Here is a 24771-nt window from a genome sequence, read left to right as displayed (position 1 = left end):
AAAATTCATTACACGCCTGCCATTTTTGGGTTTTATGACCGATAAATTGCGGATTTCGTATTGATTTGTTGACGATGCGTAAAGAAAAACTTCCACATTAAAACAAGAACAAGCTTCGCGACTGATTGTCGCAGCGCTTAAACCGTTGATTCTCAACGCAATAGCCCGTAGTCGCTGCCGAGGCACGAACACAACGATGGGCTTTGTTTCGCAGGCATAAAAAAACGCCAACCCGAGGGTTGGCGTTTTTTTATAGCGCTAAACGCTTACTGCGGCTTGCGACGACCGAAGCCTGGGCGCTGGCCGGAACCGGCCGGGGCGCCGCGACGCTTGCCAGACGGCGCATCATCAACCAGTTTGGGGCCTTGACGCGTCGGTTTAGTCGGGCGCTTGTTCATCTCGCTCGGACGCTCGGCAACTGGAGCACCACGGCCCGCAGGCACACGGTCAGTACGGCCCGATGGCTTGCGTGCTGGACGAGCCGTTTCATCGCGAGCCGGGCGCGCCGGGCGCTCGCCTTCGATGTGCGGCTGACGCGCTGGACGCGGAGCCAATGGCGCACCTTCGGCCGGGCGCACAGTGCGTGCAACACGATCGACACGCGCAACAGGGCGCGAAGATTTACGCTGCATACGCTCAAGTTTGTCTTTGCTCTTGGCGTTCATTTGCGGCATGGCAACCGGCGTCAAGCCGACTTCAGAACTGAGGATATCCACCTCGTACTGACCCATTTCGCGCCAGCGGCCCATCGGCAGGTCGGAATTGAGGAACACCGGGCCGAAACGTACACGCTTGAGGCGGCTAACGACCAGGCCTTGGGATTCCCACAAGCGACGTACTTCACGGTTACGGCCTTCCATCACTACGCAGTGGTACCAATGGTTGAAACCTTCACCACCCGGCGCTTGCTTGATGTCGGTGAAACGCGCCGGGCCATCTTCCAGCACAACGCCAGCCTTGAGGCGCTCGATCATTTCGTCATCCACTTCGCCACGTACACGTACCGCGTATTCACGGTCCATTTCGTAGGAAGGGTGCATCAAACGGTTAGCCAGCTCACCGTCAGTGGTGAACATCAGCAAGCCGGTGGTGTTGATGTCCAGACGGCCAATGTTGATCCAACGGCCTTCTTTAGGACGCGGCAGTTTGTCGAACACCGTTGGACGGCCTTCCGGGTCGTCACGGGTGCAGATTTCGCCGTCGGGCTTGTTGTACATGATCACGCGGCGAACCGATTCGGCTGCCTCTTCACGCTTGATCACCTTGCCATCAATGGAGATGGCGTCATGCAGATCAACGCGCAGACCCAGGGTTGCATCCTTGCCATTGACCTTGATTCGGCCCTGGCTGATCCAACTCTCTACGTCGCGACGCGAGCCTACGCCAATACGGGCGAGGACTTTTTGCAGTTTTTCGCCTGCTGGGCCAATTTCCTGGCTGTCTTTAGGGTCTAGATCACTCATCTGGGCACCTCCCGGTGTGTCAATTCAGGCGCAAGCCTGAGGTATTAAAAAGAGTCTTGGGGCTCAATCGAGCGCCGAAGGGTCGCGAATCATACGCTGATGTTGGCCGTTACGCATCAAAGGCTAGCCGTGAAGTGGTCGACTCACTTCTTTTTCCGCCGACCGGTGGCACCCAGGGCCAGCAAACGCAGGGCGGCTTCAGCCAGCACCGTGCGCTTGTCTTCTTTGTCGAGCTTCTTCCAGGCCTTGATCTCGCGCTTGCTGCGCCCGCACCCCACACAAATGTCATCGCTGAATTTACAGACGCTGATACAGGGATCTTTGGTTGAACTCATGTCCGGGCCTCCTGCAGTGATGTACCTGTGAACTATGCGTCCACCTGAGCCCACTGCTTGCTCAGGCGCTTGTCCGAAATGGGCACTTTCGTGCCCAACTGCTGGCCAAACAACGACACGCGGTATTCCTCCAGCCACCAACGGTAAAGCTCCAGTTGCGGGTCACGCTTGCCTTCTTGGGCGTGCTTGGTCGCACGGGCTTGATACTGAGCCCACAATCCGCTTAGCTCCCCGCTCCATACGCGGTCTTTTTGCACCTGACTGGGCAGCTTTTCAAGACGCAGCTCAATGGCTTTCAAGTAACGCGGCAGCTCTTTAAGCCACATCGCCGGGGTTTCACGCACAAAACCGGGGTACACCAAATGGCTCAGCTGCTGTTTGATGTCATTCAATGCCACCGCCTGGGCCAGATCAATCTTGCCCTTGAAGCGCTTTTGCAACCCGTGCCACAGCTTGAGAATGTCCAGCGTCAACTTGGCCAGCCGCTCGGCGTGTTCAGTCCAGGCGCCGCGTTTGCGCTCAGCCAACGAGGCCAATCCAGCGCCATCACGCGGCAACACGGCCTCACCCTCAAGGATGCAACTGTCCAGACTCGCCAACAGAATGTCTTCGACCAAACTGTCGACCCGGCCCAGTTCACGGTAAAGCAACCCCAACTCGGTCAGCCCCGGCAGCTTACCTCGCAAGAACTTCGCAGGCTCGGCCAATTGCTGCATCAACAAACGCTGCAAGGCGCGTCGATGCTGGTACTCAGCCTCAGCAGGCGTGGAGAAGCGCCCTTCTTTGACCGCACCGCCCTCTTCTACCAAGGCCGGATACACCGTCATCGACAGCCCGGCGATTTTTTGCTGAGTTTTTTCCGCCACCGGGGCAAACACCTTGGCCTCTACCGGCTGTTGGCTTTTTGCTGTTTGCGGCACGGCCAGCGCAGCTTGGCTGGCCTCAGCAAAACGCGCCGTCAACTCAGCCAAGTCCCGGCCTTCGCCGAGGAACTTGCCATCGGCATCGACGATTTCAAGGTTCATTTTTAGATGATTTTCGACCTGTTGCGCCGCTTCAGCCCACGCCTCTTCACTCACCCGTGCCCCGGTCATGCGCAACAACTCGCGCCCTAACGCCTGCGGCAGCGAGCCTTGGGCAAATTCCATGCGCTGCAACGCAGCCTTAACGAAATCAGGGACGGGCACAAAATTTTTGCGCAACGCCTTCGGCAAGCTGCGTACCAGTGCGATGCACTTGGCTTCGATCATGCCGGGCACCAACCACTCTAGACGCTCAGGCGGCAATACCGAAAGCAGCGGTGCAGGCACTTTGACGGTCACCCCATCACGCGGGTGATTGGGTTCAAAGTGATAGCTCAGCTCAAGGGTCAAATCGCCAAGGTGCAAGGTGTCCGGGTAATGCTTGGCCGTGATTTCAGTCGCCTCACGCGCCAGCACGTCCTCTTCGCGCATGATCAACAGCTGCGGGTCTTTCTGGCTGTTCACCCGATACCAGCTATCGAAAGTCGCCGTTTGATGGATCTCAGCAGGCAAGCGCGCATCGTAAAACGCAAACAGGGTTTCTTCGTCCGCCAAAATATCCCGACGCCGCGCCTTGGCTTCCAGTTCGTCGAGCTGCTCCAGCAACTGGGCGTTGGCAGCCAAACACTTGGCCCGCGATTGAATCTCGCCGCGCACCAGCCCTTCTCGGATAAACAGCTCACGGGACAGCACCGGGTCAATCGGCCCGTAATGCACCGCACGACGACCAACCACGATCAGGCCGAACAAGGTGATCTGCTCATAAGCCACCACTTGCCCGCGCTTCTTCTCCCAGTGCGGCTCGAAGTAATTCTTTTTGATCAAGTGCCCCGCCAGCGGCTCGATCCAGTCGGGTTCGATTTTGGCCACCATGCGTGCGTACAGCTTGGTGGTCTCGACCAGCTCAGCTGTCATCAGCCATTGCGGGCGTTTTTTGCCCAGACCTGATGAAGGGTGGATCCAGAATCGGCGCTGACGCGCGCCCATGTAATCGCCGTCTTCGGTTTTTTGTCCAATTTGGCTGAGCAACCCCGACAGCACTGCTTTGTGCAGTTTTGGATAGTCGGCGGGGTCTTTATTGACCGTCAGCTGCATGTCACGGCAGATCAGGCTCAATTGGCGATGGGAGTCGCGCCACTCGCGCAAGCGCAAATAGTTGAGGAAGTTTTTACGGCACCAGTTGCGCAGCGGGCTGGCCGTCAACGCTTGGCGCTGCTCTTCAAAACCACGCCACACATTGATCAAGCCGGCGAAGTCCGAGTCCACGTCTTTCCATTGCGCGTGGGCCTGATCGGCCGCTTGCTGACGCTCGGGCGGCCGCTCGCGGGGGTCTTGCACCGACATCGCACTGGCAACAATCAAGACTTCCTGCAAGCTGCCGAGTTTGGCGGCTTCAAGCAACATGCGGCCCATGCGCGGGTCGACTGGCAAGCGCGCCAACTGGCGGCCCAACGGGGTCAGTTGGTTCTCGCGGTTAACCGCCGACAGCTCTTGCAGCAGGTTGAAACCGTCAGTAATGGCTTTGCCGTCTGGCGGCTCAATAAACGGAAACGCCGTAATTTCGCCCAGCCGCAGGTGCAGCATCTGCAAAATAACGGCCGCAAGGTTGGTACGCAGAATCTCGGGATCGGTAAATTCCGGGCGGCCGTTGAAGTCTTCTTCGCTGTACAAGCGCACGCAAATACCCGGCTCTACCCGCCCGCAGCGGCCTTTACGCTGGTTGGCGCTGGCCTGAGAAATAGCCTCAATCGGCAGGCGCTGAACCTTGGCCCGATAACTGTAACGACTGATGCGTGCGGTGCCGCTGTCGATCACATAACGAATGCCAGGCACGGTGAGCGAAGTTTCAGCCACGTTGGTCGCCAGCACCACGCGCCGCCCTGGGTGCGACTGGAAAATGCGCTGTTGTTCAGCCGGTGACAAGCGCGCATACAACGGCAGAATTTCGGTGTGTTTGAGCTGGGCCTTGCGCAACATGTCGGCGGCATCGCGAATTTCGCGCTCGCCGGGCAAAAACACCAACACGTCGCCGGGGCTTCTGCGTTCATGGCGCTCATAAGCGGCAATTTCGTCGAGGGTGGCGATGATCGCTTGATCGACGCTCAAGTCTTCCTCGACGCTGTTGCCCTCTTCATCCTGCTCGCTGGTGAGCGGGCGATACCAGGTCTCGACCGGGAAGGTGCGACCCGACACTTCAACAATCGGCGCATCGTTGAAGTGCTTGGAAAAGCGCTCAAGGTCAATGGTGGCCGAGGTGATGATGACTTTCAGGTCGGGACGACGCGGCAGCAGGATTTTGAGGTAACCCAGCAGGAAGTCGATGTTCAGGCTGCGTTCGTGAGCCTCGTCGACGATGATCGTGTCATAACGTTCGAGGTAGCGGTCGTGCTGGGTTTCGGCCAGCAAAATACCGTCAGTCATCAGCTTGACCAAGGTATTGGAGTCGCTTTGATCCTCGAACCGAACCTGATAACCCACCAGCGCGCCCAATGGCGTGCCCAACTCTTCGGCAACCCGGCTGGCGACGCTGCGTGCAGCGATTCGCCGAGGCTGGGTATGACCGATTAAACCGTGTTGCCCACGGCCAATTTCCAGACAGATTTTCGGCAGCTGCGTGGTTTTACCCGACCCCGTTTCACCCGCCAGAATCAACACCTGATGCTTGAGCAGCGCGGCCTTGATCTCATCGCGTTTGGCGGCAATGGGCAAGTTTTCGTCATAACGAATCAGCGGCACGCTGGCCGCCCGCGCTGTCACCTGCGCGCACGACGCCTGCACGCGCTCAGCCCATGCTGCCAACTTGGTTTCATCTGGCTTTTTGCGCAGTTCATGCAATTGCCGACGCAACTTGTGGCGGTCAGCAATCATGGCTTGATCAAGGTTTTTCAACAGTTGGTCGATAGCAGGCGATTCGTCAGTCATCAGGCGCGCAAAATTCTTCGTAAATGCAGGGGGCGGATTGTCGCAGATTTAGACGCTGATGCACGAATCTGCGCGCACACGTACTTTTGTGAGCGCTGCGACTTAGCCCCGGCGCCGGTAGGGGAACACATCAATGACCTTGCCTTCACGGATCGCCGCTTGCAGGCTTTTCCAATAGTCGGCGTCGTAGATCTCGCCGTGCAGTTCGTTGAACAAGCGGCGCTGACCGGCATCGGCAAACAGAAACGGCGGGAACTCCTCAGGAAACACGTCCAGCGGGCCAATTGAATACCAGGGCTCGCTGGCCATTTCATCTTCAGGGGTGCGCGGCTGCGGGATGTGACGAAAGTTTGCCTCGGTCAGGTAGCAGATTTCGTCGTAGTCATAGAACACCACGCGGCCGTGGCGAGTGACGCCAAAGTTTTTCAGCAGCATGTCGCCGGGGAAGATGTTGGCCGCTGCCAGTTGCTTGATCGCCAACCCGTAATCGTCCAGTGCTTCGCGGATTTGCGCGGGGTTGGCGTTTTCCAGATACAGGTTTAGCGGGGTCATGCGCCGCTCGGTCCAGCAGTGGCGAATCAACACGGTGTCGCCTTCGACGTCTACCGTGGAAGGCGCTACGTCCAGCAGCTCAGCCAGACACTCAGGCTCGAACTTGCTGAGCGGGAAGCGAAAGTCAGCAAATTCTTGGGTGTCGGCCATGCGCCCTACGCGATCAACGCTTTTAACCAAACGGTATTTTTCAATCACGGTGGCGCGGTTGACGTTTTTCGACGGCGAAAAACGATCCTTAATCAGTTTGAAAACCGTGCTGAACCCCGGCAGGGTGAATACCGTCATTACCATGCCGCGCACGCCGGGGGCCATGACGAAGCGGTCATCCGTGGTCGCCAAATGGTTAATCAAGGCTCGGTAAAATTCGGACTTGCCGTGTTTGTAGAAGCCAATCGAGGTGTACAGCTCGGCGATGTGCTTACCAGGCAAGATGCGCTTGAGAAACCCGACAAACTCAGCGGGCACCGGAACATCGACCATGAAGTAGGAGCGCGTAAACGAGAAAATAATCGACACCTGCGCTTCGTCTGTAATCAGCGCGTCGATCTGTATCCCGCGCTCTTCGCGGTGCAGCAGCGGGATCACCAGCGGCCATTGCTCGTCGTGGGTATAAAGACGCCCCACCAGATATGCGCCCTTGTTGCGATACAGCACCGATGAAAACAGCTCAATGCTCAACTGCGGGTCTTTGCACACCCAATCGGGCAAGCTTTCACGCAACTGCCCTTCTAGCCGACGCAGGTCGCCGGGCAAGTCGGCGTAGGGGGCATCGAAGGCAAAGTCAGTGAAGATTTGCGCCAAGGTGTGATGCAGCTGTCCGGCCGGACGATACGTTCGAGTTTGCGCAGCGCGTGCCTGACGCAACACAGGCCGCGTGGTGTGAATAAACATGCAGCCATCACTGATCAGGTCATGACTGAACAGGCTACAAAAGGTCGAGTTGTACCAAGTTTCGGCCAGTTCATCGTCAAGGCGTGGGTCAATCAAGTCGATGTAAGCGCTTTTGACCAGCGGCCACTGCGCGGCATCCAACAACGACTGTTTAGCAACGTTTGCCTGTAAATGCCGGCTGACTTCGCTGACTTTTTGTTCGTACAGGTTGATCCGCGCTGCCGACGCCACTTGAGCTTGCTGCCAGTGCGCCCCTTCAAAACGTGCTCGGGCGCCATCGGTGATCTCACGAAAATGCTCACGATAATCATCAAAGCCATCGAGGATCATCTGGGCAATAGCGGCGGCCGGCCAGGGCTGGGGCATGGTGGAACCTCTGCGCGAACGTCGTTGATTGTGTTGTTATGCGGCTGAGCTTAGTGGCCATTTGTTAGCTAACGCAACCATTGCCTTGCGCGCTGCATCCCCTACACTGCTGCGTTCAAACCTTGTAAGGAAGCATCCGTGAGACTTGTCGATATCGTGCGCATGCTGTCGCTGGCAGGCATTTGGGGCGCCAGTTTTTTGTTTATGCGGATTATCGCGCCAGTGCTCGGGTCGATTCCTACTGCATTTTTTCGTGTGTCCATCGCGGCCACCGGCCTGTTGGTCATCCTCGCGCTGATGCGGGTGAGCTGGAATTTCGGTGGCAAGTTCAAAGTGGTGCTGGTGCTTGGGGTCATCAACTCTGGGATACCTGCCACGCTTTACTCGGTGGCGGCGCTAGTGTTGCCCGCCGGCTACTCAGCGATTTTTAACGCGACCACGCCGTTGATGGGTGTATTGATTGGCGGGCTGTTTTTCAGCGAAAAACTCACCCCCACTAAAATGGCCGGGGTGTTTCTCGGACTGTTTGGCGTTGGCATCTTGACCCGCGCTGGCCCCGTCGCCTTTGACATGGATTTGCTAATGGGTGCCCTCGCCTGTTTGCTGGCCACCACGTGCTATGGCTTCGCAGGCTTTTTGGCCCGCCGCTGGCTGGATCAGCAAGGCGGCCTGGACCCACGCTTGTCCGCGCTGGGCAGCATGCTGGGGGCCACGTTGTTTTTGTTGCCGTTGTTCGGGATCAGCCTGATCAACCAGCCGCCAGCCAGTTGGGGCGGCATAAGCGTGTGGTTGTCATTACTGGGGCTGGGATTGCTCTGCACTGCGTTCGCGTACATTTTGTACTTCCGCTTGCTGACCAGCATTGGCCCGGTCAAATCCATGACCGTGACCTTTATGATTCCGCCATTTGGCGTGTTGTGGGGCGCACTGTTTTTGGATGAGCCACTGTCGATGGCGCATATTTATGGCGGGGTGTTGATCGCAATGGCGCTGTGGCTGGTGTTGAAACCGGTTGCGCAAGGTAAGCCGGTTCTTTAAATCCCGCAGGCTTTTGTAGCAGCTGCCGAAGGCTGCGATCTTTTGATCTTTTGGTTGGTTTGGGTGCATATCCATTGGATGCGCCACGGCGCTCTACGGGTTCCGCCCTTACGGCGGCTCACTTTTGACAAGCGCCTCAAAAGTAAGCAAAAAGTCTTGCCCCTCCATTGGCCCTCGCTACGCTCAGGTTCCCTCATTCCATCGCCGCTCCGTGGGCCGCGCCGTACGGGCATCCATGCCCTACAGCGCTAACCCGTCTTCCTGCCGGGTTTCCCTCTACGCAACGATTCCATTCGGCCGGCTGGCATGGGGCTTTTGAGTCGTCTGGTCTATTTAGGTGGCAGCAGTTGATTTTTTTAGAGCCAAAACGCACAGCGTTTTTGCTTTGCTTTTGATCTATGGGCCCCTTCGGAAGGCCGAGCGTAGGTTTTGCGTAGTGGGCCTCCCGGCAGGAAGCCGGGAGAGCCGTGTAGGGCCAAGGATGGCCCGTCACGGCGTGCCCACGGAGCGGAACCGTAACGAGGGAACCTGAGCGCAGCGAAGGCCGCACGCTGGGCAAGGCCTTTTTGGTTCCTTTTGGGGCTGTTTGCCAAAAGGGACCCGCCGTAAGGGCGGAACCCGTAGAGAGTCGTAAAACATCAAACGGATATACACACCGACCGAGACGATCAAAAGATCAAAAGATCAAAAGATCAAAAGATCAAAAGATCAAAAGATCAAAAGATCGCAGCCTGCGGCAGCTGCTACGGGTTAGTGGGTTTTTCGGAACACGAACATCAAACCGATGATGATCATGACCATGCCCAGCAGGCTTAACGCCGCCAGTGTGTTGCCGAAAATCAGGTAGTCCATGATCGCGGTCACCGCTGGCACCAGATAGAACAAGCTGGTGACGTTAACCAAATTGCCTTTGGCGATCATCCGATACAGCAACAAGGTTGCCAGCACCGACACCACCAGCCCCATCCACAACACCGGCACCCAAAAGCCTGCGTTGTGCTCAACGTAAAAAGGCTGAAACGGCACAAATACCCCGCACACCAACAAGCCCACAAGGTATTGCAGCGGCAACGTGCCCAATGGGTTTTGGGTGATGCGTTTCTGCATCAAGGTGCCGGCAGTCATGCTGGCCAATGCCAACAACGCAAACAGCATTCCGGCCCATGACAACCCCGCCAGTCCGATGCCTTGGTACACCACCAAAATCAACCCGACCAAACCCAACAGCAACCCCAGTGAGCGACTGAACGAATGCCGCCGCTCCATGATCACCGCCGTCAAAATCGGCTGTACGCCCATCACAGTGGCCATGATGCCGGGCGTCACTTTCAGGTTCAGCGCCAGCAGGTAAAAAATCTGATAGGCACCCAACAGCACCACGCCCGTCGCCAACGTATAGCTGATGGCTTTAGCGCCGCGGGGCATTTGCAACTTCATTAACGGGATCAACAACACCAACGCAAACAAGGCGATTGCGAAGCGAACCAACAAAAAAGCAAAGGGTGACGCGTGGGCAAGGCCCCACTTGGAGAAGATCGCGCCACTGCTCCATAGCAGCACAAACAGGCCCGTGGAAGCAGCCGCCAATACAGACTCTTTAGAAATCGAAAACATACAGAACACCTGTCATCAGGCAAAAAAATCCAACTCAGCCGAGGCTGAAGTTCAGTGTTTTTTTAGACGGGAACGACCAACGAGCGATCAGCTCAGGCCGTTACAACACCCGGTGGCGATACGACGACGTACACCACAGTGCTGACAGGAGGGGGATAGTGACTGATCTGCACAGGTTGCTGTTTTCCGCAGGGCACAACGCCAGCAGTGACTGCTGAATCGACAACGCTGTGGGTCGGGAAAACCGGCATGGGCTGATCTTTTTAGAAGATGAGGAACTGAGCGCATTGGCTCATCGAGCGCTGACTATAACCAGCGCCCGATACAAATTGCAACGACTTAGCCGAACAACCAGCGCCACAACAACAGCAGCACAATGACTGCCAATACAGGGCGCAGGATGCGATACAACTTTGGATTACGGCGCTTCCACTGTTTGACCACACCACTGAAGCGGTCGCTGAAGGTTTTGCTCCAGGCGTAAGCCTTGTTGATGCCGCCTACGCGTTCGTCGTCCAGGTTTTGCGGCGCAGTGGCTTTACCCAACTGTGCGCTGACCCAACGGTTGATGCGCGTCATCAGGCGGCTGGTCAATGGCCGCTCGACATCACAAAACAGGATAACGCGGGTGATGTCAGTTTCGTTTTTGACCCAGTGCACGTAGGTCTCGTCGAACATCACGTCTTCGCCATCGCGCCACGCGTATTCTTCGCCATCGACGAAAATGCGGCACGCGTCGGAGTTGGGAGTTGACAGGCCCAAGTGATAACGCAGTGAACCGGCAAACGGGTCGCGGTGCGGGTTGAGGTGACTGCCTCCAGGCAACAGGGCAAACATCGCCCCCTTGACGTTAGGGATGCTGTTCACCAGTTCGACCGTTTTAGGGCACAGCAGCTCAGCCGACGGCAACGGTTTGTCGTACCACTTGAGGTAAAAACGCTTCCAGCCTTTTTTGAAGAACGAGCCAAAACCAGCATCGTTGTTCTTCTCGGCGGCACGAATGTAGCCCTCGTCGAACAAGTGCATGGCTTCTTCGCGAATGGCTTGCCAGTTGTCTTTTAGCACGTCTAGTTCGGGGAACTTGCTGCGGTCTAGGTACGGCTTGGACGGCACCCCGGAAAACAGGTACATCAAGGCGTTGTACGGCGCAAAAAATGCGGAGTGGTTGACGAACTGACGCAGCACCGGCAAGCGCGCCTTGCCACGCAAGTGCACGTAAAGGATGCTGCCGACAAACAGCAGTATCAGCCCTGCCTTGATGGCGAAGGATAAGGTCATGCAACAACTCCTCGAAAATACCGTGCGGCACCAATAGCCCGACGTGGCAGCCGGGCATGATAAACACTCCAGACGCAGGACAAAACCCGCGTGATCCAACATTCAGCGTTAAGCACTGCGTAACAATGGGCTAATTAAGCATAAAGCGGACATAAACCCTTTGATGTGCGTCAGACACATCGCTGCGCAGGCTACGGCCTTTTAAACAAGCGCAGCCTGCGGCAGCGCCTACGATTACTGTTGTAACTCTTGCTCGCTGAACATGTCGCTGAACAGAAAGCTCGACAGGTAGCGTTCGCCCGAGTCCGGCAGGATGACCACGATGATCTTGCCCTGCATTTCTGGGGTTTCGGCCATGCGCGCCGCCACGGCCATAGCGGCACCGCTGGAGATGCCGCACAAAATGCCTTCTTCCTGCATCAAGCGCAGGGCCATAGCCTTGGACTCATCATCGCTGACCAACTCGACCTTATCGACAATCGACAAATCGAGGTTTTTGGGCACAAAGCCTGCGCCAATCCCCTGAATTTTGTGCGGCGACGGCTTGATGTCTTCGCCAGCCAACGCTTGGGTAATGACCGGCGAGGTGATGGGCTCCACCGCGACCGACACAATGGGTTTGCCTTGAGTGTGTTTGATGTAGCGCGAAATACCGGTAATGGTGCCGCCGGTGCCAACACCCGAAACCAGCACATCAATGCCGCCCTCGGTGTCGTTCCAGATTTCCGGCCCGGTGGTTTTTTCGTGAATTTCGGGGTTGGCCGGGTTTTCAAACTGTTGTGGCATGAAGTACAGCGCCGGATCGCTGGCCGCTAACTCGGTCGCCTTGTCGATTGCCCCCTTCATGCCCTTGGCGGGCTCTGTCAGCACCAATTCAGCGCCAAGCGCCTTGAGCACCTTGCGTCGCTCAATGCTCATGGAGGACGGCATGGTCAACACCAATTTGTAGCCCCGCGCGGCCGCGACAAACGCCAGACCGATGCCGGTATTGCCCGATGTTGGCTCAATGATGGTCATGCCCGGCTTGAGTACACCGCGGCTTTCAGCGTCCCAGATCATGTTGGCGCCAATGCGGCACTTCACCGAGTACCCAGGGTTACGCCCTTCGATCTTGGCCAAAATAGTCACGCCACGCGGCGCGATGCGGTTGATCTGTACCAAGGGCGTGTTACCGATGGAGTGCGCGTTATCTGCAAAGATGCGGCTCATGGCGGGGGTCCTTAATGCAATGTCTGGGAAGGCCACAAGGGTAGGCTTCACGGTTCAAGGCGTCTAGTCATGGTGTGACGCGCCATTCAGGTATTGAATGCAGCGTCCGCGTTCACCAAAAGCGAGCGCCGCGTTATAGTCAGCCCCTACTTTTTAGTTCACTCGCCCTACTTTTGCAGGGCCTGGGTCATGGTTTGAGGAATTGCAGATGAAGTTTGAAGGCACCCGCGCCTATGTGGCCACCGATGACCTGAAACTGGCGGTCAATGCGGCCATCACCCTGGAGCGCCCTCTTCTGGTCAAAGGTGAGCCTGGCACCGGCAAAACCATGCTCGCCGAGCAACTGGCCGAATCCTTTGGCTGCAAATTGATTACGTGGCACATCAAGTCCACCACCAAAGCCCATCAAGGTCTGTACGAGTACGACGCCGTGAGCCGCCTGCGCGACTCGCAACTGGGTGTCGATAAAGTTCACGATGTGCGCAATTACCTGAAAAAAGGCAAGTTGTGGGAAGCCTTCGAAGCCGAAGAACGCGTCATTTTGCTGATCGACGAAATCGACAAGGCCGACATCGAGTTCCCCAACGACCTGTTGCAAGAACTCGACAAGATGGAGTTCTACGTTTACGAGACCGACGAGACGATCAAAGCCAAGGTTCGTCCGATCATCATCATTACCTCCAACAACGAGAAAGAGTTGCCGGACGCTTTCTTGCGCCGCTGCTTCTTCCACTACATCAGCTTCCCGGATCGCACCACGCTGCAAAAAATTGTGGACGTGCACTTCCCGGACATTAAAAAAGACTTGGTGAGTGAAGCGCTGGACGTCTTTTTTGACGTGCGCAAAGTGCCAGGCCTGAAGAAAAAGCCTTCGACGTCCGAGCTGGTGGATTGGCTCAAGCTGCTGATGGCCGACAACATTGGCGAAGCAGTTCTGCGTGAGCGCGACCCCACCAAAGCGATCCCACCCTTGGCAGGTGCGTTGGTGAAAAACGAGCAGGACGTTCAGTTACTGGAGCGTCTGGCGTTTATGAGCCGTCGCGGTAATCGCTGATTCTCTAGAAGGCGATAAACATGCTGCTCAATCTGTTCAATGAAATGCGGTCGGCCAAGGTACCGGTCTCAGTGCGCGAGCTGCTGGACCTGATCAATGCGTTGAAACAACGCGTGACCTTCGCCGACATGGACGAGTTTTATTACTTGGCGCGCACCATTTTGGTGAAAGACGAGCGCCATTTCGACAAGTTCGACCGAGCGTTTGGCGCCTATTTCAATGGTTTGCAGAACCTCAATGAGCACCTTGAGGCGCTGATTCCAGACGAGTGGCTGCGCAAGGAGTTCGAGCGTTCGCTAAGCGCTGAAGAGCGCGAGCAAATCAAGTCGCTGGGCGGCCTGGACAAGCTGATCGAGGCCTTTAAACAGCGCCTTGAAGAACAAAAGGAACGCCATGCCGGTGGCAATAAATGGATCGGCACCGGCGGCACCAGCCCGTTTGGCTCAGGCGGTTATCACCCCGAAGGGATTCGCGTGGGCGATGCCGGAGCGCGTCAGGGCAAAGCAGCCAAGGTGTGGGAGCAACGTGAATACAAAAACCTCGACGATCAGGTCGAGCTAGGCACGCGCAATATCAAGGTAGCACTGCGCCGCTTGCGTAAATTCGCCCGCCAAGGCGCGGCGGACGAGCTGGACATTGACGGCACCATCGACCACACCGCCCGCGACGCAGGCTTGCTCAATATCCAGATGCGCCCTGAGCGGCGTAACAACATCAAACTGCTGTTGCTGTTTGATATTGGCGGCTCAATGGACTCCCACGTGAAGATCTGTGAGGAGCTGTTCTCGGCCTGCAAAACCGAGTTCAAACACCTGGAGTATTACTACTTCCATAACTTCATTTATGAATCGGTGTGGAAGAACAACCAGCGTCGGCAGGTTGAGCGTATTTCGACCCAGGATGTGCTGCACACATACGGCGCCGACTACAAAGTGATCTTCATCGGTGACGCCGCAATGGGCCCGTATGAAATCACCCACGCTGGCGGCAGCGTTGAACACTGGAACGAAGAGCCGGGTTACAAGTGGATGCAACGCTTTATGGAGAAATACAAAAAGCTCATCTGGATAAACCCGTATCCAAAGGACACCTGGCACTACACCGCCTCGACCGGCATCGTGCGGGACTTGATCGAAGATCGCATGTACCCGCTGACCCTTGATGGGCTTGAAGAAGGTATGCGGTTTTTATCCAAATAACCCCTCGTTAGGGCTGCTGCAGGCTGCGATACGTTAAAAAATCGAAGCCTGCGCCAGCTCAATCAGGGTTTAAAACGCTGCATAAAACCTGCGTGCTGACGCTGAGCCGCCTCTTGCGTCGCGGGTCGCAGTTGCAGGCTCTCCCCCGGCAAACACTGCGCCAATCGCGCCAGCGCCAACGGCGTCAAGGCGCCCAGTCGCGGGTAGCCGCCAATGGTTTGACGATCATTGAGCAGCACAATCGGCTGACCATCGGGCGGAACCTGGATAGCGCCCAACGGGATGCCTTCGGAAATCATCGGCGGCCCTTGGTAATGCAACGCAGGCCCAAGCAAGCGAATGCCCATGCGATCGGCACGGCTGTCCAGCGTCCACGGGCAATTAAACGCGTCGAATGTGCTTTGCCCGCTGAATGCTCCCATTTGCGCGCCCATCACCACCTCTAGCAACGGGTCAGGCGTGAAATCAGGTATGTGCTCGGGAACCATCCCTCGTAACACGTGGGCTGGCGCGCCAGTGGTCAACTCGTCCCCCACCGCCAAAGCACGCCCAAAACCGTCTGGCCCACCGAGCTGCTCACGCACAACCGTCGCGCAACTGCCCAGCACCTGAGGCGCGACAAAACCACCCGGCGCTGCCAAGTAAGCACGCGCGCCTGAAAGGGGTTGGGTAAACGTCAGACACTGACCTTTTTTAAGCGAGAAATGCCGCCAAGGTTTGAGCGCCTGCCCGTCCACCGTAGCGGCCAGATCGGCACCTGCCAGCGCCAACGTGCAATCGCCTTGAGCGATCAGGGTTAAGCCGCCAAGGGTCACCTCGATAACTGCCGCGTGTGGCGCGTTACCCAGCAACCAATTGGCCCACGTCATGGACAGCCAATCCGCCGCCCCGCCCTGGGTCACGCCCAAATGCCGCACGCCAAAGCGCCCGGCGTCCTGAAGCAAGCACAGGGGCGTGCTGGCCTGAATCAATAAACGGCTCATGCCAAGGCCTCCTGAGGGGTGTCGTCGCCACCCAAACGAACGAACTCGGCATGGGTGATGGGCGCAAACTGCACGCGGTCGCCGGGCTGCATCAGGCTGTAGCCATCGCGCTCACGATCAAACAATGCGCTTGGGGTGCGGCCGATCAGGTTCCAGCCACCGGGGGATTGCGCCGGGTAAGCAGCTGTTTGCCGCTCAGCAATACCGACGCTACCCGCTGCCACCCGCTTGCGCGGGGTGTTGAGACGCGGCGCAGCCAGCGCTTCTTCAACCAGCCCCATAAAGGCAAAACCCGGAGCAAAGCCTAAAGCGAACACTTGGTATTGATGCTCACTGTGACGGCGAATCACATCACTCACCGAACCGCCTAAACGCTGAGCCAGCAAGGCCAGCTCAGGGCCCACGCTTTCGTCATACCACACGGGCAACACGTGACATTGACCAAGGTTGCGGGTTTGCGGGCGCAGGTCCGTCATTGCCTGCGCTATTAACTCTCGGGCCTGACTCGGGCTGAGAGCCAGCCCGTCGTAATGCACCATCAACGTGGTGTAGGACGGCACCAAGTCAATCAAACACTCAGCAAACCCCGCACGCAGTCGCTCGCTGGCAGCGAGCATCCACGGCATGTTGGTTTCTGCAATGTCATCGAATAAACGCAACATCAGGCAATCGATGGCAACCACTTCAATACGCGGCTTCATGCGGGCGACTGCGAGTTCAGGGCCTCACGAATGCGTTGCACAGCCGCGACCGAGCTGGCGTTGTCGCCATGTACGCACAAGGTGTTGGCGTGCAAATACAACTCGCTACCATCAATCGCAATCAACGGGCGGCCTGCGGCAATGTTGAGCGCCTGTTGCACGATCACATCAACGTCGTGATGCACTGCGCCCGGCAATTGGCGCGAGAGCAAATGCCCTGCCTGATCGTAAGCACGGTCGGCAAAGGCTTCAAACCACAGGGTGACGCCGAACTCATCGCCAATGGCCTGTGCGGCGCTATTGTCGCGAGTGGCCATGAGCATCAGTGGCAGACGAGCATCGTACGCGGCCACGGCCTGAACCACTGCACGCAATTGCGAAGGGCTGGCCATCATGTCGTTGTACATCGCGCCGTGAGGTTTGACGTAACTGATGCGCGTGCCCTGTGCCCGGCAAATGCCATCCAGCGCGCCCAATTGGTAGTGCAGCAAGTCTTGCAGCGCCTGCGCCGAATAAGCCATCGAACGCCGACCAAAACCGGCCAGATCCTGATAGGCCGGATGGGCACCAATTTGCACGTTGTGCGTCAGCGCCAGGCCAACCGTTTTGCGCATGATGCTTGGGTCGCCAGCATGAAAGCCGCAAGCAATGTTGGCGCAATCAATAAACGGCATAACCTCGGCATCCAGGCCCATGGTCCAGCTGCCGAAACTCTCACCCATGTCGCAATTCAATAACAGGCTGCTCACGGTGATGCTCCTGTGGTCTTTTTATAGTTTAGAGATGGGGCATTTTTCGACACGCACGCGCCGCTCGTCCAACTAATAAAAGCCGGACTCACGCATAAGAAAAAGTTGATTGCTTAAAGTGACAGGACTTTTTAGGCGCTGCGCGAGCACGCTGGCGCCTAAGTGATGGGTGCCCGCGATTACCAGCTGCGTTCGCGGCGAGCGATGCGTTCGCGCTGACGCTTGCCGCCGAGCACGACCCAGTCCACCAGTCGCAAAAAGCCTTCGATGACGAACGAAAACAGCAAAGCCCCGGCCATTGCCCAACCGATGGCCGATGGCGACAGCAACACCTGATAGGTGTAAGCGGTGAAGGTTTCTTCGCGTATGGCCGGGTCGGCGGCGTAGGCCACTTGCAGGGCGCGCATGTACCAAGGGCCTTGCATGGCCTGGAATTGATCGTCGAGCAGGCGTTGACGATTGAGCAACGTGCTCAAGCTGCTGGCATCGCTGCGAAACACAGGGTCATCGCTACTTTGGTAATGCGCCACCAACGCTTGCAGATCGCCCTTGAAAAACTGGTTGGCCGTGTTCTGAAAGCCCGCCAATCCGGTTTGCGCTTCAATCAAATGAGCTTCGACACGGTTGGCATAGTCATTGATAAACCCCGGCACTTGTACGCCGATCAACAAGCCCAACGTAAACAACACCAACCGCAGGTAGCTCAAGAACATACACGCCCATCCTTATTCGGTTGTGCCTTGACGCACGCATTCGCCGCGCCGCCACAAGCTCCATTGACCCGGTTCGTAACGCGTCCAGGCTTCGTTCTCGGTCAACGGCTCGGTGGCAATGACTGTCACCACGTCGTTGGGTGTGGTTTCGGCCTGAAAGTCCACGATCATGTCGACGTCTTTCAAGCGGGCCGGGCCAAACGGTGCGCGTCGCGTGATGTGCGCCAATTTGGTCGAGCAGTAGCAAAACAACCAATCGCCATCACTGAGCAAACAGTTGAAGACACCTTTACTGCGAAACTCAGCGCACGCGGCCACCAGCACCGGGAGGATGTGCTCAACCTCCACCGGATCAGGAAAAGCCTCACGCACCCGGTTAAGCACATCGCAAAACGCGGCTTCGCTGTCGGTATCCCCGATGGGCCGATAAAAACGTGTGCTCGGTGTGAAGTCAGCCAGTTGGCCATTGTGGGCAAAACACCAGTTTCGGCCCCATAACTCGCGCACAAACGGGTGAGTGTTGGACAAGCACACTTTGCCCACGTTGGCCTGGCGAATGTGGCCAATCACCACTTCACTTTTGATCGGGTAACGCTGCACCAGCAACGCAACTTCAGAGTCGCAACTGGCGGCAGGGTCCTGAAACAGGCGCAGACCACGCCCTTCATAAAAGGCAATGCCCCAGCCATCGCGATGCGGCCCCGTACGCCCGCCGCGCTGCATCAGCCCGGTAAAGCTAAACACTATGTCGGTCGGGACGTTAGCGCTCATGCCCAATAATTCACACACGCTCGCACTCTCGCATTCAGGCTCAACGAAAAAGGATTACAGCCGCGGTTCGACCCGCGTCGAACTCGTTGCACGCGGCGCTGTTGGGCGACCGTAGCGGTCATCTGGGGCAGCACCAAAGGGCTGATCGTCTTCAGGCTCGCTGCTGCGCGCTTGTTCAGCCGCCGCAGCGTGCGCAAGCCGAGCATTGCGGGCGCGCAAAAAGGGCCAGCGAACCAGCACAAATACCCCATACACGCACAACGCGATGATGGTGTACATCAACAGATCTGAGACAGCACGCCACGCGTTGTTGCCCACTTTGAACGCAAGGTCCAGAGCGGTGATTGCAATGGCGGGGGCGAATTTTTCTTTGACCGGGTCAATGATGGTGGGGCTGAACAGCAACACCGCCATCAACAAACGTAATGGTTCACGCAGCCAGCGCCACATAAAGCGGGTCATGCGGCACCATACGAGCAGGCAGCCTACAGCAGCAAAGGCGTAAAGGCCCCAGGCGGTCAGATAGTCGTTCTCGGTCATGGTATCCATGGTCGGCAGGCAATGAGGCGCTATGATAACGGCTTTTAGCCAGTGCGGCTGCACCGCCGTGCGCGCCACTTCATTTCATGCAGCTCTCAGAGAACACTCAATGTCCGAATCAGCCTACGCAAATAGCGCCCCTGTCGCACACAAGATCGAGGGTTCAGATCCCTATGCGTGGTTACAGAACCGCGACAGCAAAGAGGTTTTGGATTACCTGAAAGCCGAGAACCATTATCAGGAATCACAATTGGCCGACCAGGCCCAATTGCGCGAAACGCTGTTTCAAGAGATCAAGGGCCGTATTCGCGAGACTGACTTGTCCCTGCCCTCGCCGTGGGGGCCGTTTGTGTATTACACGCGCACCAACGCCGGTGACGAGTACGCCCGTCACTATCGTTGCCCGCGCCCGGCAGATGACAGCTTGCTGGTCGACGAAAGCCTGGAGCAATTGCTGCTAGACCCCAATGCTTTGGCGCAGGGTGGTTTTATTTCGCTGGGGGCATTCAGCATCAGCCCCGATCACCAGCGCCTGGCCTATAGCCTGGACACCAGCGGCGAAGAAACCTTTGGCCTATTTGTCAAAGAGCTGAGCAGCGGCGCCGTCACTGAACTGGCGTTTGAAGGCTGTGATGGCAGCATGACGTGGGCCAATGACAGTCAAACGCTGTTTTTCGCTGAACTGGACGACACGCATCGGCCGCACAAGCTGTTGCGTCACACCTTGGGCGAAGCCGGCGCCCATGAAGTGTTTCATGAGCCGGACGGGCGTTTTTTTCTGCATTGCTACCGTTCAAGCTCCGAGTGCCAACTGATTTTGTCGCTCAGCAGTAAAACCACCAGCGAAAGCTGGGTGCTGGATGCCGAACAGCCACAACAGGCTTTTAGCTGCCTGGCGCCGCGGGTTGAAGGTCATGATTACTCGGTGGATCACGGGGTATTCGAAGGGCAAGAGGCTTGGTTTATTCGCACAAACCAAGACGGCATCAACTTTGCGCTGTATCAAGCCACAGGGAGCAGCGTGCCGACGCGCAACGACTGGCAGCGGCTGATCGCACATCGCGATGAGGTGATGCTTGAAGGGTTGAGCCTTAATGCCAATGCGCTGTGCCTGAGCTTGCGTGAAGGCGGCCTGCCGATTATTGAAATCCGCCCCAACGGTTTGGCGCCCTATCGCGTGCAACTGCCGGACGCGGCCTACAGTTTGTATGTGCAAGACAGCCTAGAATTCGACAGCCCGTGCATTCGTCTGCGTTATGAAGCGTTGAATCGCCCTGCACAGGTTCGACAATTAACGCTGGCAACAGGCGAACAAAAGGTACTCAAAGAAACGCCCGTTCTGGGGGTATTTAACGCCGATGACTACGTTAGCCAGCGTTTGTGGGCTACAGCACCTGATGGCACCCAAGTGCCAATCAGCCTTGTCGTTAAACGCGAGGCTCTGGGCCAGCCGACGCCGCTGTACCTATATGGGTACGGCGCGTATGGCGAGAGCCTCGACCCGTGGTTTTCCCACGCCCGGTTAAGCTTGCTTGATCGCGGGGTCGCTTTTGCCATCGCCCATGTGCGTGGCGGCGGTGAACTGGGCGAGGCTTGGTATCGCGCAGGCAAGCAGGAACATAAGCACAACACCTTCAGCGACTTTATTGCCTGCGCTGAGCACTTGATCGACAAGGGCCTGACCCGAACCGAACAACTGGTCATCAGTGGTGGCAGTGCGGGCGGCTTGTTGATCGGTGCCGTGCTCAATGAACGCCCGGAGCTGTTTAAAGCTGCGATTGCTGAAGTGCCATTTGTCGACGTGCTGAACACCATGCTCGACCCCGAGCTGCCACTGACCGTGACCGAGTACGACGAATGGGGCAACCCGCAAGAGCCTGAGGTGTATGCGCGTATCAAGGCGTACGCGCCCTATGAAAATGTGAAGGCACAGGCGTACCCGGCGTTGTTGGTGATTGCAGGCTACAACGACAGCCGCGTGCAATATTGGGAGGCCGCCAAATGGGTCGCCAAACTGCGGGCGACCAAAACTGACGATCATCTTTTGTTGCTCAAAACCGAGCTGGACGCAGGGCATGGCGGCATGAGCGGACGCTATCAAGGCTTGCGCGACGTCGCGCTGGAATATGCGTTTGTGTTCAAGGTGCTGGGGATGTAATCAACACCTTTAGCGGGCGCAGCGAACACTAGCTGCGCCAAATTAATCCGCCGCAGGTTTAGCTTTCGGGTCTTTGGGTTCAAGCCCTGGCAACGGTTGATCTTTGGGTGGCTGTGGCAGCGCAATGGGTGGCAGCGGTATCAAGCTGCCACTACCGGCAACAGGTTTGGGCACCGCAGGCGGGGTGATTTGTGGGTATGGCGTTGGCGTTGCAATCCCCGGTGAACCCGGTGCTGGTACGTCAGGGGTTAGCGGAATAGAGGTCAGTTCTGCCGCCTGAGCTGCACTTATCGAGAGCGCAGCCCACACAATGGCCGTTAGAATAGTGCGTTTCATCAATCACTCCGTTGCCAGACCGGCTTGTCTGCCCTCAGGCTACTCGTAACCTGCGGTTTTTGTCCCCTTCTATGAGACTTCCATGAAACGTTTTGTTTTGCTCGACACCACTCCGATCCCCGAAAACGGCGGCGCCTTGTGCCTGTTCGAGTATGGCGAAGACTTCGTGATCAAAATTCAGGGCGGCGATGGTGGCCAACTGATGAACACGCGCATGCACGGCTCTGAAGACGCGCTGGCTGAAATCCCATGCCGCAAGGTGGCAGGTCGCCCGCAATCACGGGTTCTGATTGGCGGTCTGGGCATGGGTTTCACCCTCGCTTCGGCACTTAAGCATTTGGGCAAAACCGCCGAGGTGGTCGTGGCCGAATTGGTGCCGGGGGTGGTTGAATGGAATCGCGGCCCGCTGGGTGAGAAGTCTGGCAACCCGTTGCAAGACCCGCGCACCGTGATCCGCATGGAAGACGTGGCCAAGGTGTTACAGGCCGAACCCAATGGCTTTGACGCCATCATGCTCGACGTCGATAACGGCCCCGAAGGCCTGACTCAAAAAGCCAACAGCTGGTTGTATTCAGCCGGCGGTTTGAGCGCCTGCGCCAAAGCCTTGCGCCCAAAAGGTGTGTTGGCCGTCTGGTCTGCCAGCGCTGACAAACAGTTTTCGGACAAGCTGCGCAAAGCCGGCTTCAAGGCCGAAGAAGTGCAAGTCTTCGCCCACGGCAACAAGGGCACGCGCCACACCATCTGGATTGCTGAAAAAATCAAAGGCTGATCAACAGCTAAACTTCACGACATAACCGTCATTAGTCTTAATAAGGTGAACCCATGAGTTCAGCGAACCCACCCTCCCACACTGCCAAGCTGGACCGCATCCTGGCCGATGCCCAACGCGACCGTGAAATGGGCTACCGCGACAAAGCCCTGAAAATGTACCCCCACGTATGTGGCCGCTGCGCCCGTGAGTTTGCGGGTAAGCGTCTGAGCGAACTGACCGTTCACCATCGCGACCACAACCATGACAACAACCCGCAGGACGGCTCCAACTGGGAACTGCTGTGCTTGTACTGCCACGATAACGAACACTCGCGCTACACCGACCAACAGTACTTTTCGGACAGCTCCACCAGCAGCCCAAAAGTGGCCAAGGCAACCCATAACCCGTTCGCAGCACTGGCCGGGCTGATGAAAAAAGACGAGTAAGCCTTGTGCGTGGTCGCTGTCTGGCGCTGTGAGCCGGGCTTTGAAGCTTGCAGCCTTCGGCAGCGACTACGGGATACGAGGTAACAGCAGGTATACTCGCGTCTTTTTTCTGAAGGGCTCCGGCACGTGGCAAACAAACGGTACAGCTGCATTGGTTTGCATAACCCCAAATCACCGGAAAACGTCGGCTCGGTGATGCGTGCGGCTGGTTGCTACAACGTGGCTTCGGTGTTTTACACCGGCAAGCGTTACGAGCGCGCCCGCGACTTCGTGACAGACACCAAAAAAGTCCATCAGGACATTCCGCTGATCGGTATTGATGACCTGAAAAAGATCATCCCGCTGGGCTGCATCCCGGTGGCTGTGGAACTGGTAGAAGGCGCCCGCGCATTACCTGAGTACACCCACCCCGATCGCGCGATCTATATTTTTGGCCCTGAAGACGGTTCGCTGGATAAAAGCGTGCTCGACTGGTGCGAGGACGTGATTTATATCCCGACCAACGGCTGCATGAACCTCGCAGCCACGGTCAATGTTGTACTTTATGACCGTTTGGCCAAAGGCAATAACACCCGCTCCGGCCCCAAGTTTTAAACTCAGGCCTTGTCCTTGTTCTGCTGACCCGCACTCCAGTCCACCAACAGGCTGTAAGCGATGGCGAGCAAGGTAGGGCCGATAAACAAGCCAATAAAGCCAAAGGCTATCAAGCCGCCAAACACGCCGAGCAAGACAATCACCAGTGGCAGGTTGCCGCCTCGGCTGATCAGGTAAGGCTTAAGCACGTTATCGACGCCACTGATGACCAACGTGCCCCAAATCCCCAGGAAGATCGCCATCCCGTAGTCGCCCTTCCACGCCAGCCAAGCCGTGGCTGGTATCCACACCAGCGGTGGGCCCATCGGGATCAGACTGAGCAAGAAGGTCGCTAACCCCAGCACCAATGCGCCCGGCACACCCGCGATTATAAAGCCGACCAGTGCCAATATGGCCTGAGCCGCTGCGGTGCCGATCACACCGTTTACAACCCGTTGCACGGTGCCCGCCACTAACCCCTGATAGTAAGCGGCGCGCTCGCCAATCAGCCGCTCAAGCAGACCAAGCACGAACGCTGCCAGACGTGGGCCATCACGGTAGAAAAAGAACACGAAAACAATACTCAGCGTCAGCTCTAGAATGCCGCCACCGATTTGGGCACTGCGGGCCAGCAGCCAGTTACCCACCTGCCCCAGATAAGGCTTAACCGCCAAAATCAAGGCCGCGCCTTGCTCGTCGATGGTGTTCCAGATCCCCACTGCACGCTCGCCAACCAAAGGAATGCCCGCCAACCACGTTGGTGCTTCTGGCAAACCTTCCAGCTGTACATCTTTGATAAACGTGGTGGCATCGCGCACATGGTCCGCCAGGTTAAAACCCAGCCAGACCAGCGGCCCGGCCACCAGCAGCATCCAACCCAAGGTCAAAATGCCTGCCGCCAACGACTCTCGGCCATTGAGCCAACGGGTGAGCAAGCGCATCAGTGGCCAACTGGCAAACGCCAGTACCGCACCCCAAAACAAGGCCGACCAAAAGGGTGCCATCACCCACAGGCTGGCACCGAACAACACCAGGAGCAGGATCTGCACCAGCAGGCGATCGTTATTGAGCATGTGTGTCCCACAGAAAATTCAGACATCAGAA

At 57.2% G+C, this 24771-nt stretch carries 22 protein-coding genes; 7 read left to right on the top strand and 15 right to left on the bottom strand.

Annotation, left to right across the window (positions count from 1 at the left end; genetic code table 11):
* Positions 1-266: 266 nt before the first annotated feature.
* The 4 genes from rluB to aceK form a co-directional block, all read right to left on the bottom strand.
* Positions 267-1463, bottom strand: a complete 1197-nt coding sequence (rluB, locus tag ACZRJQ_RS00220) for a 23S rRNA pseudouridine(2605) synthase RluB (RefSeq protein WP_463976422.1) — start codon at positions 1461-1463, stop codon at positions 267-269.
* Positions 1464-1606: 143 nt separating this feature from the next.
* Positions 1607-1798: a DUF1289 domain-containing protein gene (locus tag ACZRJQ_RS00215; protein ID WP_463976421.1), complete on the bottom strand. Its 192-nt coding sequence runs from the start codon at positions 1796-1798 to the stop codon at positions 1607-1609.
* A 32-nt stretch (positions 1799-1830) separates the two neighbouring features.
* Positions 1831-5742: an ATP-dependent RNA helicase HrpA gene (gene hrpA / locus ACZRJQ_RS00210; protein ID WP_463976420.1), complete on the bottom strand. Its 3912-nt coding sequence runs from the start codon at positions 5740-5742 to the stop codon at positions 1831-1833.
* A 102-nt stretch (positions 5743-5844) separates the two neighbouring features.
* The gene (gene aceK, locus ACZRJQ_RS00205; protein WP_463976419.1) at positions 5845-7554 is read right to left on the bottom strand and encodes a bifunctional isocitrate dehydrogenase kinase/phosphatase; all 1710 of its coding nucleotides are present in this window, start codon (positions 7552-7554) and stop codon (positions 5845-5847) included.
* A gap of 138 nt (positions 7555-7692) precedes the next feature.
* On the opposite strand from aceK, the gene ACZRJQ_RS00200 reads away from it, so the two are divergent.
* Entirely contained in the window at positions 7693-8592 is a 900-nt protein-coding gene (locus tag ACZRJQ_RS00200) for a DMT family transporter (RefSeq protein WP_463976418.1), read from the top strand.
* A 750-nt stretch (positions 8593-9342) separates the two neighbouring features.
* Here the strand turns inward: ACZRJQ_RS00200 and ACZRJQ_RS00195 are convergent.
* The 3 genes from ACZRJQ_RS00195 to cysK form a co-directional block, all read right to left on the bottom strand.
* Positions 9343-10206 (bottom strand): DMT family transporter, encoded by an 864-nt coding sequence (locus ACZRJQ_RS00195; RefSeq protein WP_463976417.1) that lies wholly within the window; start codon positions 10204-10206, stop codon positions 9343-9345.
* A gap of 339 nt (positions 10207-10545) precedes the next feature.
* On the bottom strand, positions 10546-11484 hold the full coding sequence (locus ACZRJQ_RS00190; RefSeq protein WP_463976416.1) for an aspartyl/asparaginyl beta-hydroxylase domain-containing protein: 939 nt from the start codon (positions 11482-11484) through the stop codon (positions 10546-10548).
* A gap of 234 nt (positions 11485-11718) precedes the next feature.
* Positions 11719-12693 (bottom strand): cysteine synthase A, encoded by a 975-nt coding sequence (gene cysK, locus ACZRJQ_RS00185; RefSeq protein ID WP_463976415.1) that lies wholly within the window; start codon positions 12691-12693, stop codon positions 11719-11721.
* Positions 12694-12901: 208 nt separating this feature from the next.
* On the opposite strand from cysK, the gene ACZRJQ_RS00180 reads away from it, so the two are divergent.
* Entirely contained in the window at positions 12902-13747 is an 846-nt protein-coding gene (locus ACZRJQ_RS00180; RefSeq protein ID WP_463976414.1) for an AAA family ATPase, read from the top strand.
* Between the two features lie 20 nt (positions 13748-13767).
* Complete coding sequence (locus ACZRJQ_RS00175) at positions 13768-14946, top strand: vWA domain-containing protein (protein ID WP_463976413.1); 1179 nt, start codon at positions 13768-13770, stop codon at positions 14944-14946.
* A gap of 62 nt (positions 14947-15008) precedes the next feature.
* Here the strand turns inward: ACZRJQ_RS00175 and ACZRJQ_RS00170 are convergent, their stop codons facing one another.
* From ACZRJQ_RS00170 to ACZRJQ_RS00145, 6 genes are all read right to left on the bottom strand, one after another.
* The gene (locus ACZRJQ_RS00170) at positions 15009-15929 is read right to left on the bottom strand and encodes a 5-oxoprolinase subunit C family protein (RefSeq protein WP_463976412.1); all 921 of its coding nucleotides are present in this window, start codon (positions 15927-15929) and stop codon (positions 15009-15011) included.
* Positions 15926-16630: a 5-oxoprolinase subunit B family protein gene (locus ACZRJQ_RS00165; protein ID WP_463976411.1), complete on the bottom strand. Its 705-nt coding sequence runs from the start codon at positions 16628-16630 to the stop codon at positions 15926-15928. Before ACZRJQ_RS00165 ends, ACZRJQ_RS00170 begins: the two co-directional genes overlap by 4 nt.
* Positions 16627-17379 (bottom strand): 5-oxoprolinase subunit PxpA, encoded by a 753-nt coding sequence (locus tag ACZRJQ_RS00160; protein WP_463976410.1) that lies wholly within the window; start codon positions 17377-17379, stop codon positions 16627-16629. Before ACZRJQ_RS00160 ends, ACZRJQ_RS00165 begins: the two co-directional genes overlap by 4 nt.
* Positions 17380-17558: 179 nt before the next feature.
* Positions 17559-18092, bottom strand: a complete 534-nt coding sequence (locus tag ACZRJQ_RS00155; RefSeq protein WP_463976409.1) for a DUF2937 family protein — start codon at positions 18090-18092, stop codon at positions 17559-17561.
* 12 nt (positions 18093-18104) lie between these two features.
* A complete protein-coding gene (locus tag ACZRJQ_RS00150) occupies positions 18105-18881 on the bottom strand; it encodes a class II glutamine amidotransferase (protein ID WP_463976408.1) in 777 nt (258 codons plus the stop codon).
* Between the two features lie 36 nt (positions 18882-18917).
* Positions 18918-19412 (bottom strand): MFS transporter, encoded by a 495-nt coding sequence (locus ACZRJQ_RS00145; RefSeq protein ID WP_463976407.1) that lies wholly within the window; start codon positions 19410-19412, stop codon positions 18918-18920.
* Positions 19413-19512: 100 nt separating this feature from the next.
* Between ACZRJQ_RS00145 and ACZRJQ_RS00140 the strand changes: the two genes are divergently transcribed.
* Positions 19513-21561, top strand: coding sequence for a S9 family peptidase (locus ACZRJQ_RS00140; RefSeq protein WP_463976406.1), 2049 nt, complete (start codon positions 19513-19515; stop codon positions 21559-21561).
* 42 nt (positions 21562-21603) lie between these two features.
* On the opposite strand, the gene ACZRJQ_RS00135 is transcribed toward ACZRJQ_RS00140, so the two are convergent.
* Positions 21604-21897, bottom strand: coding sequence for a hypothetical protein (locus tag ACZRJQ_RS00135; protein ID WP_463976405.1), 294 nt, complete (start codon positions 21895-21897; stop codon positions 21604-21606).
* Positions 21898-21979: 82 nt separating this feature from the next.
* On the opposite strand from ACZRJQ_RS00135, the gene ACZRJQ_RS00130 reads away from it, so the two are divergent.
* From ACZRJQ_RS00130 to ACZRJQ_RS00120, 3 genes are all read left to right on the top strand, one after another.
* The gene (locus ACZRJQ_RS00130) at positions 21980-22666 is read left to right on the top strand and encodes a spermidine synthase (protein WP_010656469.1); all 687 of its coding nucleotides are present in this window, start codon (positions 21980-21982) and stop codon (positions 22664-22666) included.
* Between the two features lie 53 nt (positions 22667-22719).
* Entirely contained in the window at positions 22720-23094 is a 375-nt protein-coding gene (locus tag ACZRJQ_RS00125) for a YajD family HNH nuclease (protein WP_048366367.1), read from the top strand.
* A gap of 126 nt (positions 23095-23220) precedes the next feature.
* Positions 23221-23688 carry an RNA methyltransferase gene (locus ACZRJQ_RS00120; protein ID WP_463976404.1) on the top strand — a complete coding sequence of 156 codons (468 nt, stop codon included), beginning with the start codon at positions 23221-23223 and terminating at the stop codon, positions 23686-23688.
* Positions 23689-23690: 2 nt separating this feature from the next.
* Here the strand turns inward: ACZRJQ_RS00120 and ACZRJQ_RS00115 are convergent, their stop codons facing one another.
* A complete protein-coding gene (locus tag ACZRJQ_RS00115; RefSeq protein WP_463976403.1) occupies positions 23691-24740 on the bottom strand; it encodes an AI-2E family transporter in 1050 nt (349 codons plus the stop codon).
* Between the last annotated feature and the right edge of the window lie 31 nt (positions 24741-24771).

Source organism: Pseudomonas sp. E315 (assembly GCF_055406205.1).
Note: the sequence above shows the minus strand (reverse complement) of the source record. Positions and strands in the feature narration are given on the sequence as shown.

Coding starts and splice junctions, on each gene's coding strand:
- rluB (WP_463976422.1), bottom strand. CDS start 1,463: ATGAGTGATCTAGACCCTAAAGACAGCCAGGAAATTGGCCCAGCAGGC.
- ACZRJQ_RS00215 (WP_463976421.1), bottom strand. CDS start 1,798: ATGAGTTCAACCAAAGATCCCTGTATCAGCGTCTGTAAATTCAGCGAT.
- hrpA (WP_463976420.1), bottom strand. CDS start 5,742: ATGACTGACGAATCGCCTGCTATCGACCAACTGTTGAAAAACCTTGAT.
- aceK (WP_463976419.1), bottom strand. CDS start 7,554: ATGCCCCAGCCCTGGCCGGCCGCCGCTATTGCCCAGATGATCCTCGAT.
- ACZRJQ_RS00195 (WP_463976417.1), bottom strand. CDS start 10,206: ATGTTTTCGATTTCTAAAGAGTCTGTATTGGCGGCTGCTTCCACGGGC.
- ACZRJQ_RS00190 (WP_463976416.1), bottom strand. CDS start 11,484: ATGACCTTATCCTTCGCCATCAAGGCAGGGCTGATACTGCTGTTTGTC.
- cysK (WP_463976415.1), bottom strand. CDS start 12,693: ATGAGCCGCATCTTTGCAGATAACGCGCACTCCATCGGTAACACGCCC.
- ACZRJQ_RS00180 (WP_463976414.1), top strand. CDS start 12,902: ATGAAGTTTGAAGGCACCCGCGCCTATGTGGCCACCGATGACCTGAAA.
- ACZRJQ_RS00175 (WP_463976413.1), top strand. CDS start 13,768: ATGCTGCTCAATCTGTTCAATGAAATGCGGTCGGCCAAGGTACCGGTC.
- ACZRJQ_RS00170 (WP_463976412.1), bottom strand. CDS start 15,929: ATGAGCCGTTTATTGATTCAGGCCAGCACGCCCCTGTGCTTGCTTCAG.
- ACZRJQ_RS00165 (WP_463976411.1), bottom strand. CDS start 16,630: ATGAAGCCGCGTATTGAAGTGGTTGCCATCGATTGCCTGATGTTGCGT.
- ACZRJQ_RS00155 (WP_463976409.1), bottom strand. CDS start 18,092: ATGTTCTTGAGCTACCTGCGGTTGGTGTTGTTTACGTTGGGCTTGTTG.
- ACZRJQ_RS00145 (WP_463976407.1), bottom strand. CDS start 19,412: ATGGATACCATGACCGAGAACGACTATCTGACCGCCTGGGGCCTTTAC.
- ACZRJQ_RS00140 (WP_463976406.1), top strand. CDS start 19,513: ATGTCCGAATCAGCCTACGCAAATAGCGCCCCTGTCGCACACAAGATC.
- ACZRJQ_RS00135 (WP_463976405.1), bottom strand. CDS start 21,897: ATGAAACGCACTATTCTAACGGCCATTGTGTGGGCTGCGCTCTCGATA.
- ACZRJQ_RS00130 (WP_010656469.1), top strand. CDS start 21,980: ATGAAACGTTTTGTTTTGCTCGACACCACTCCGATCCCCGAAAACGGC.
- ACZRJQ_RS00125 (WP_048366367.1), top strand. CDS start 22,720: ATGAGTTCAGCGAACCCACCCTCCCACACTGCCAAGCTGGACCGCATC.
- ACZRJQ_RS00115 (WP_463976403.1), bottom strand. CDS start 24,740: ATGCTCAATAACGATCGCCTGCTGGTGCAGATCCTGCTCCTGGTGTTG.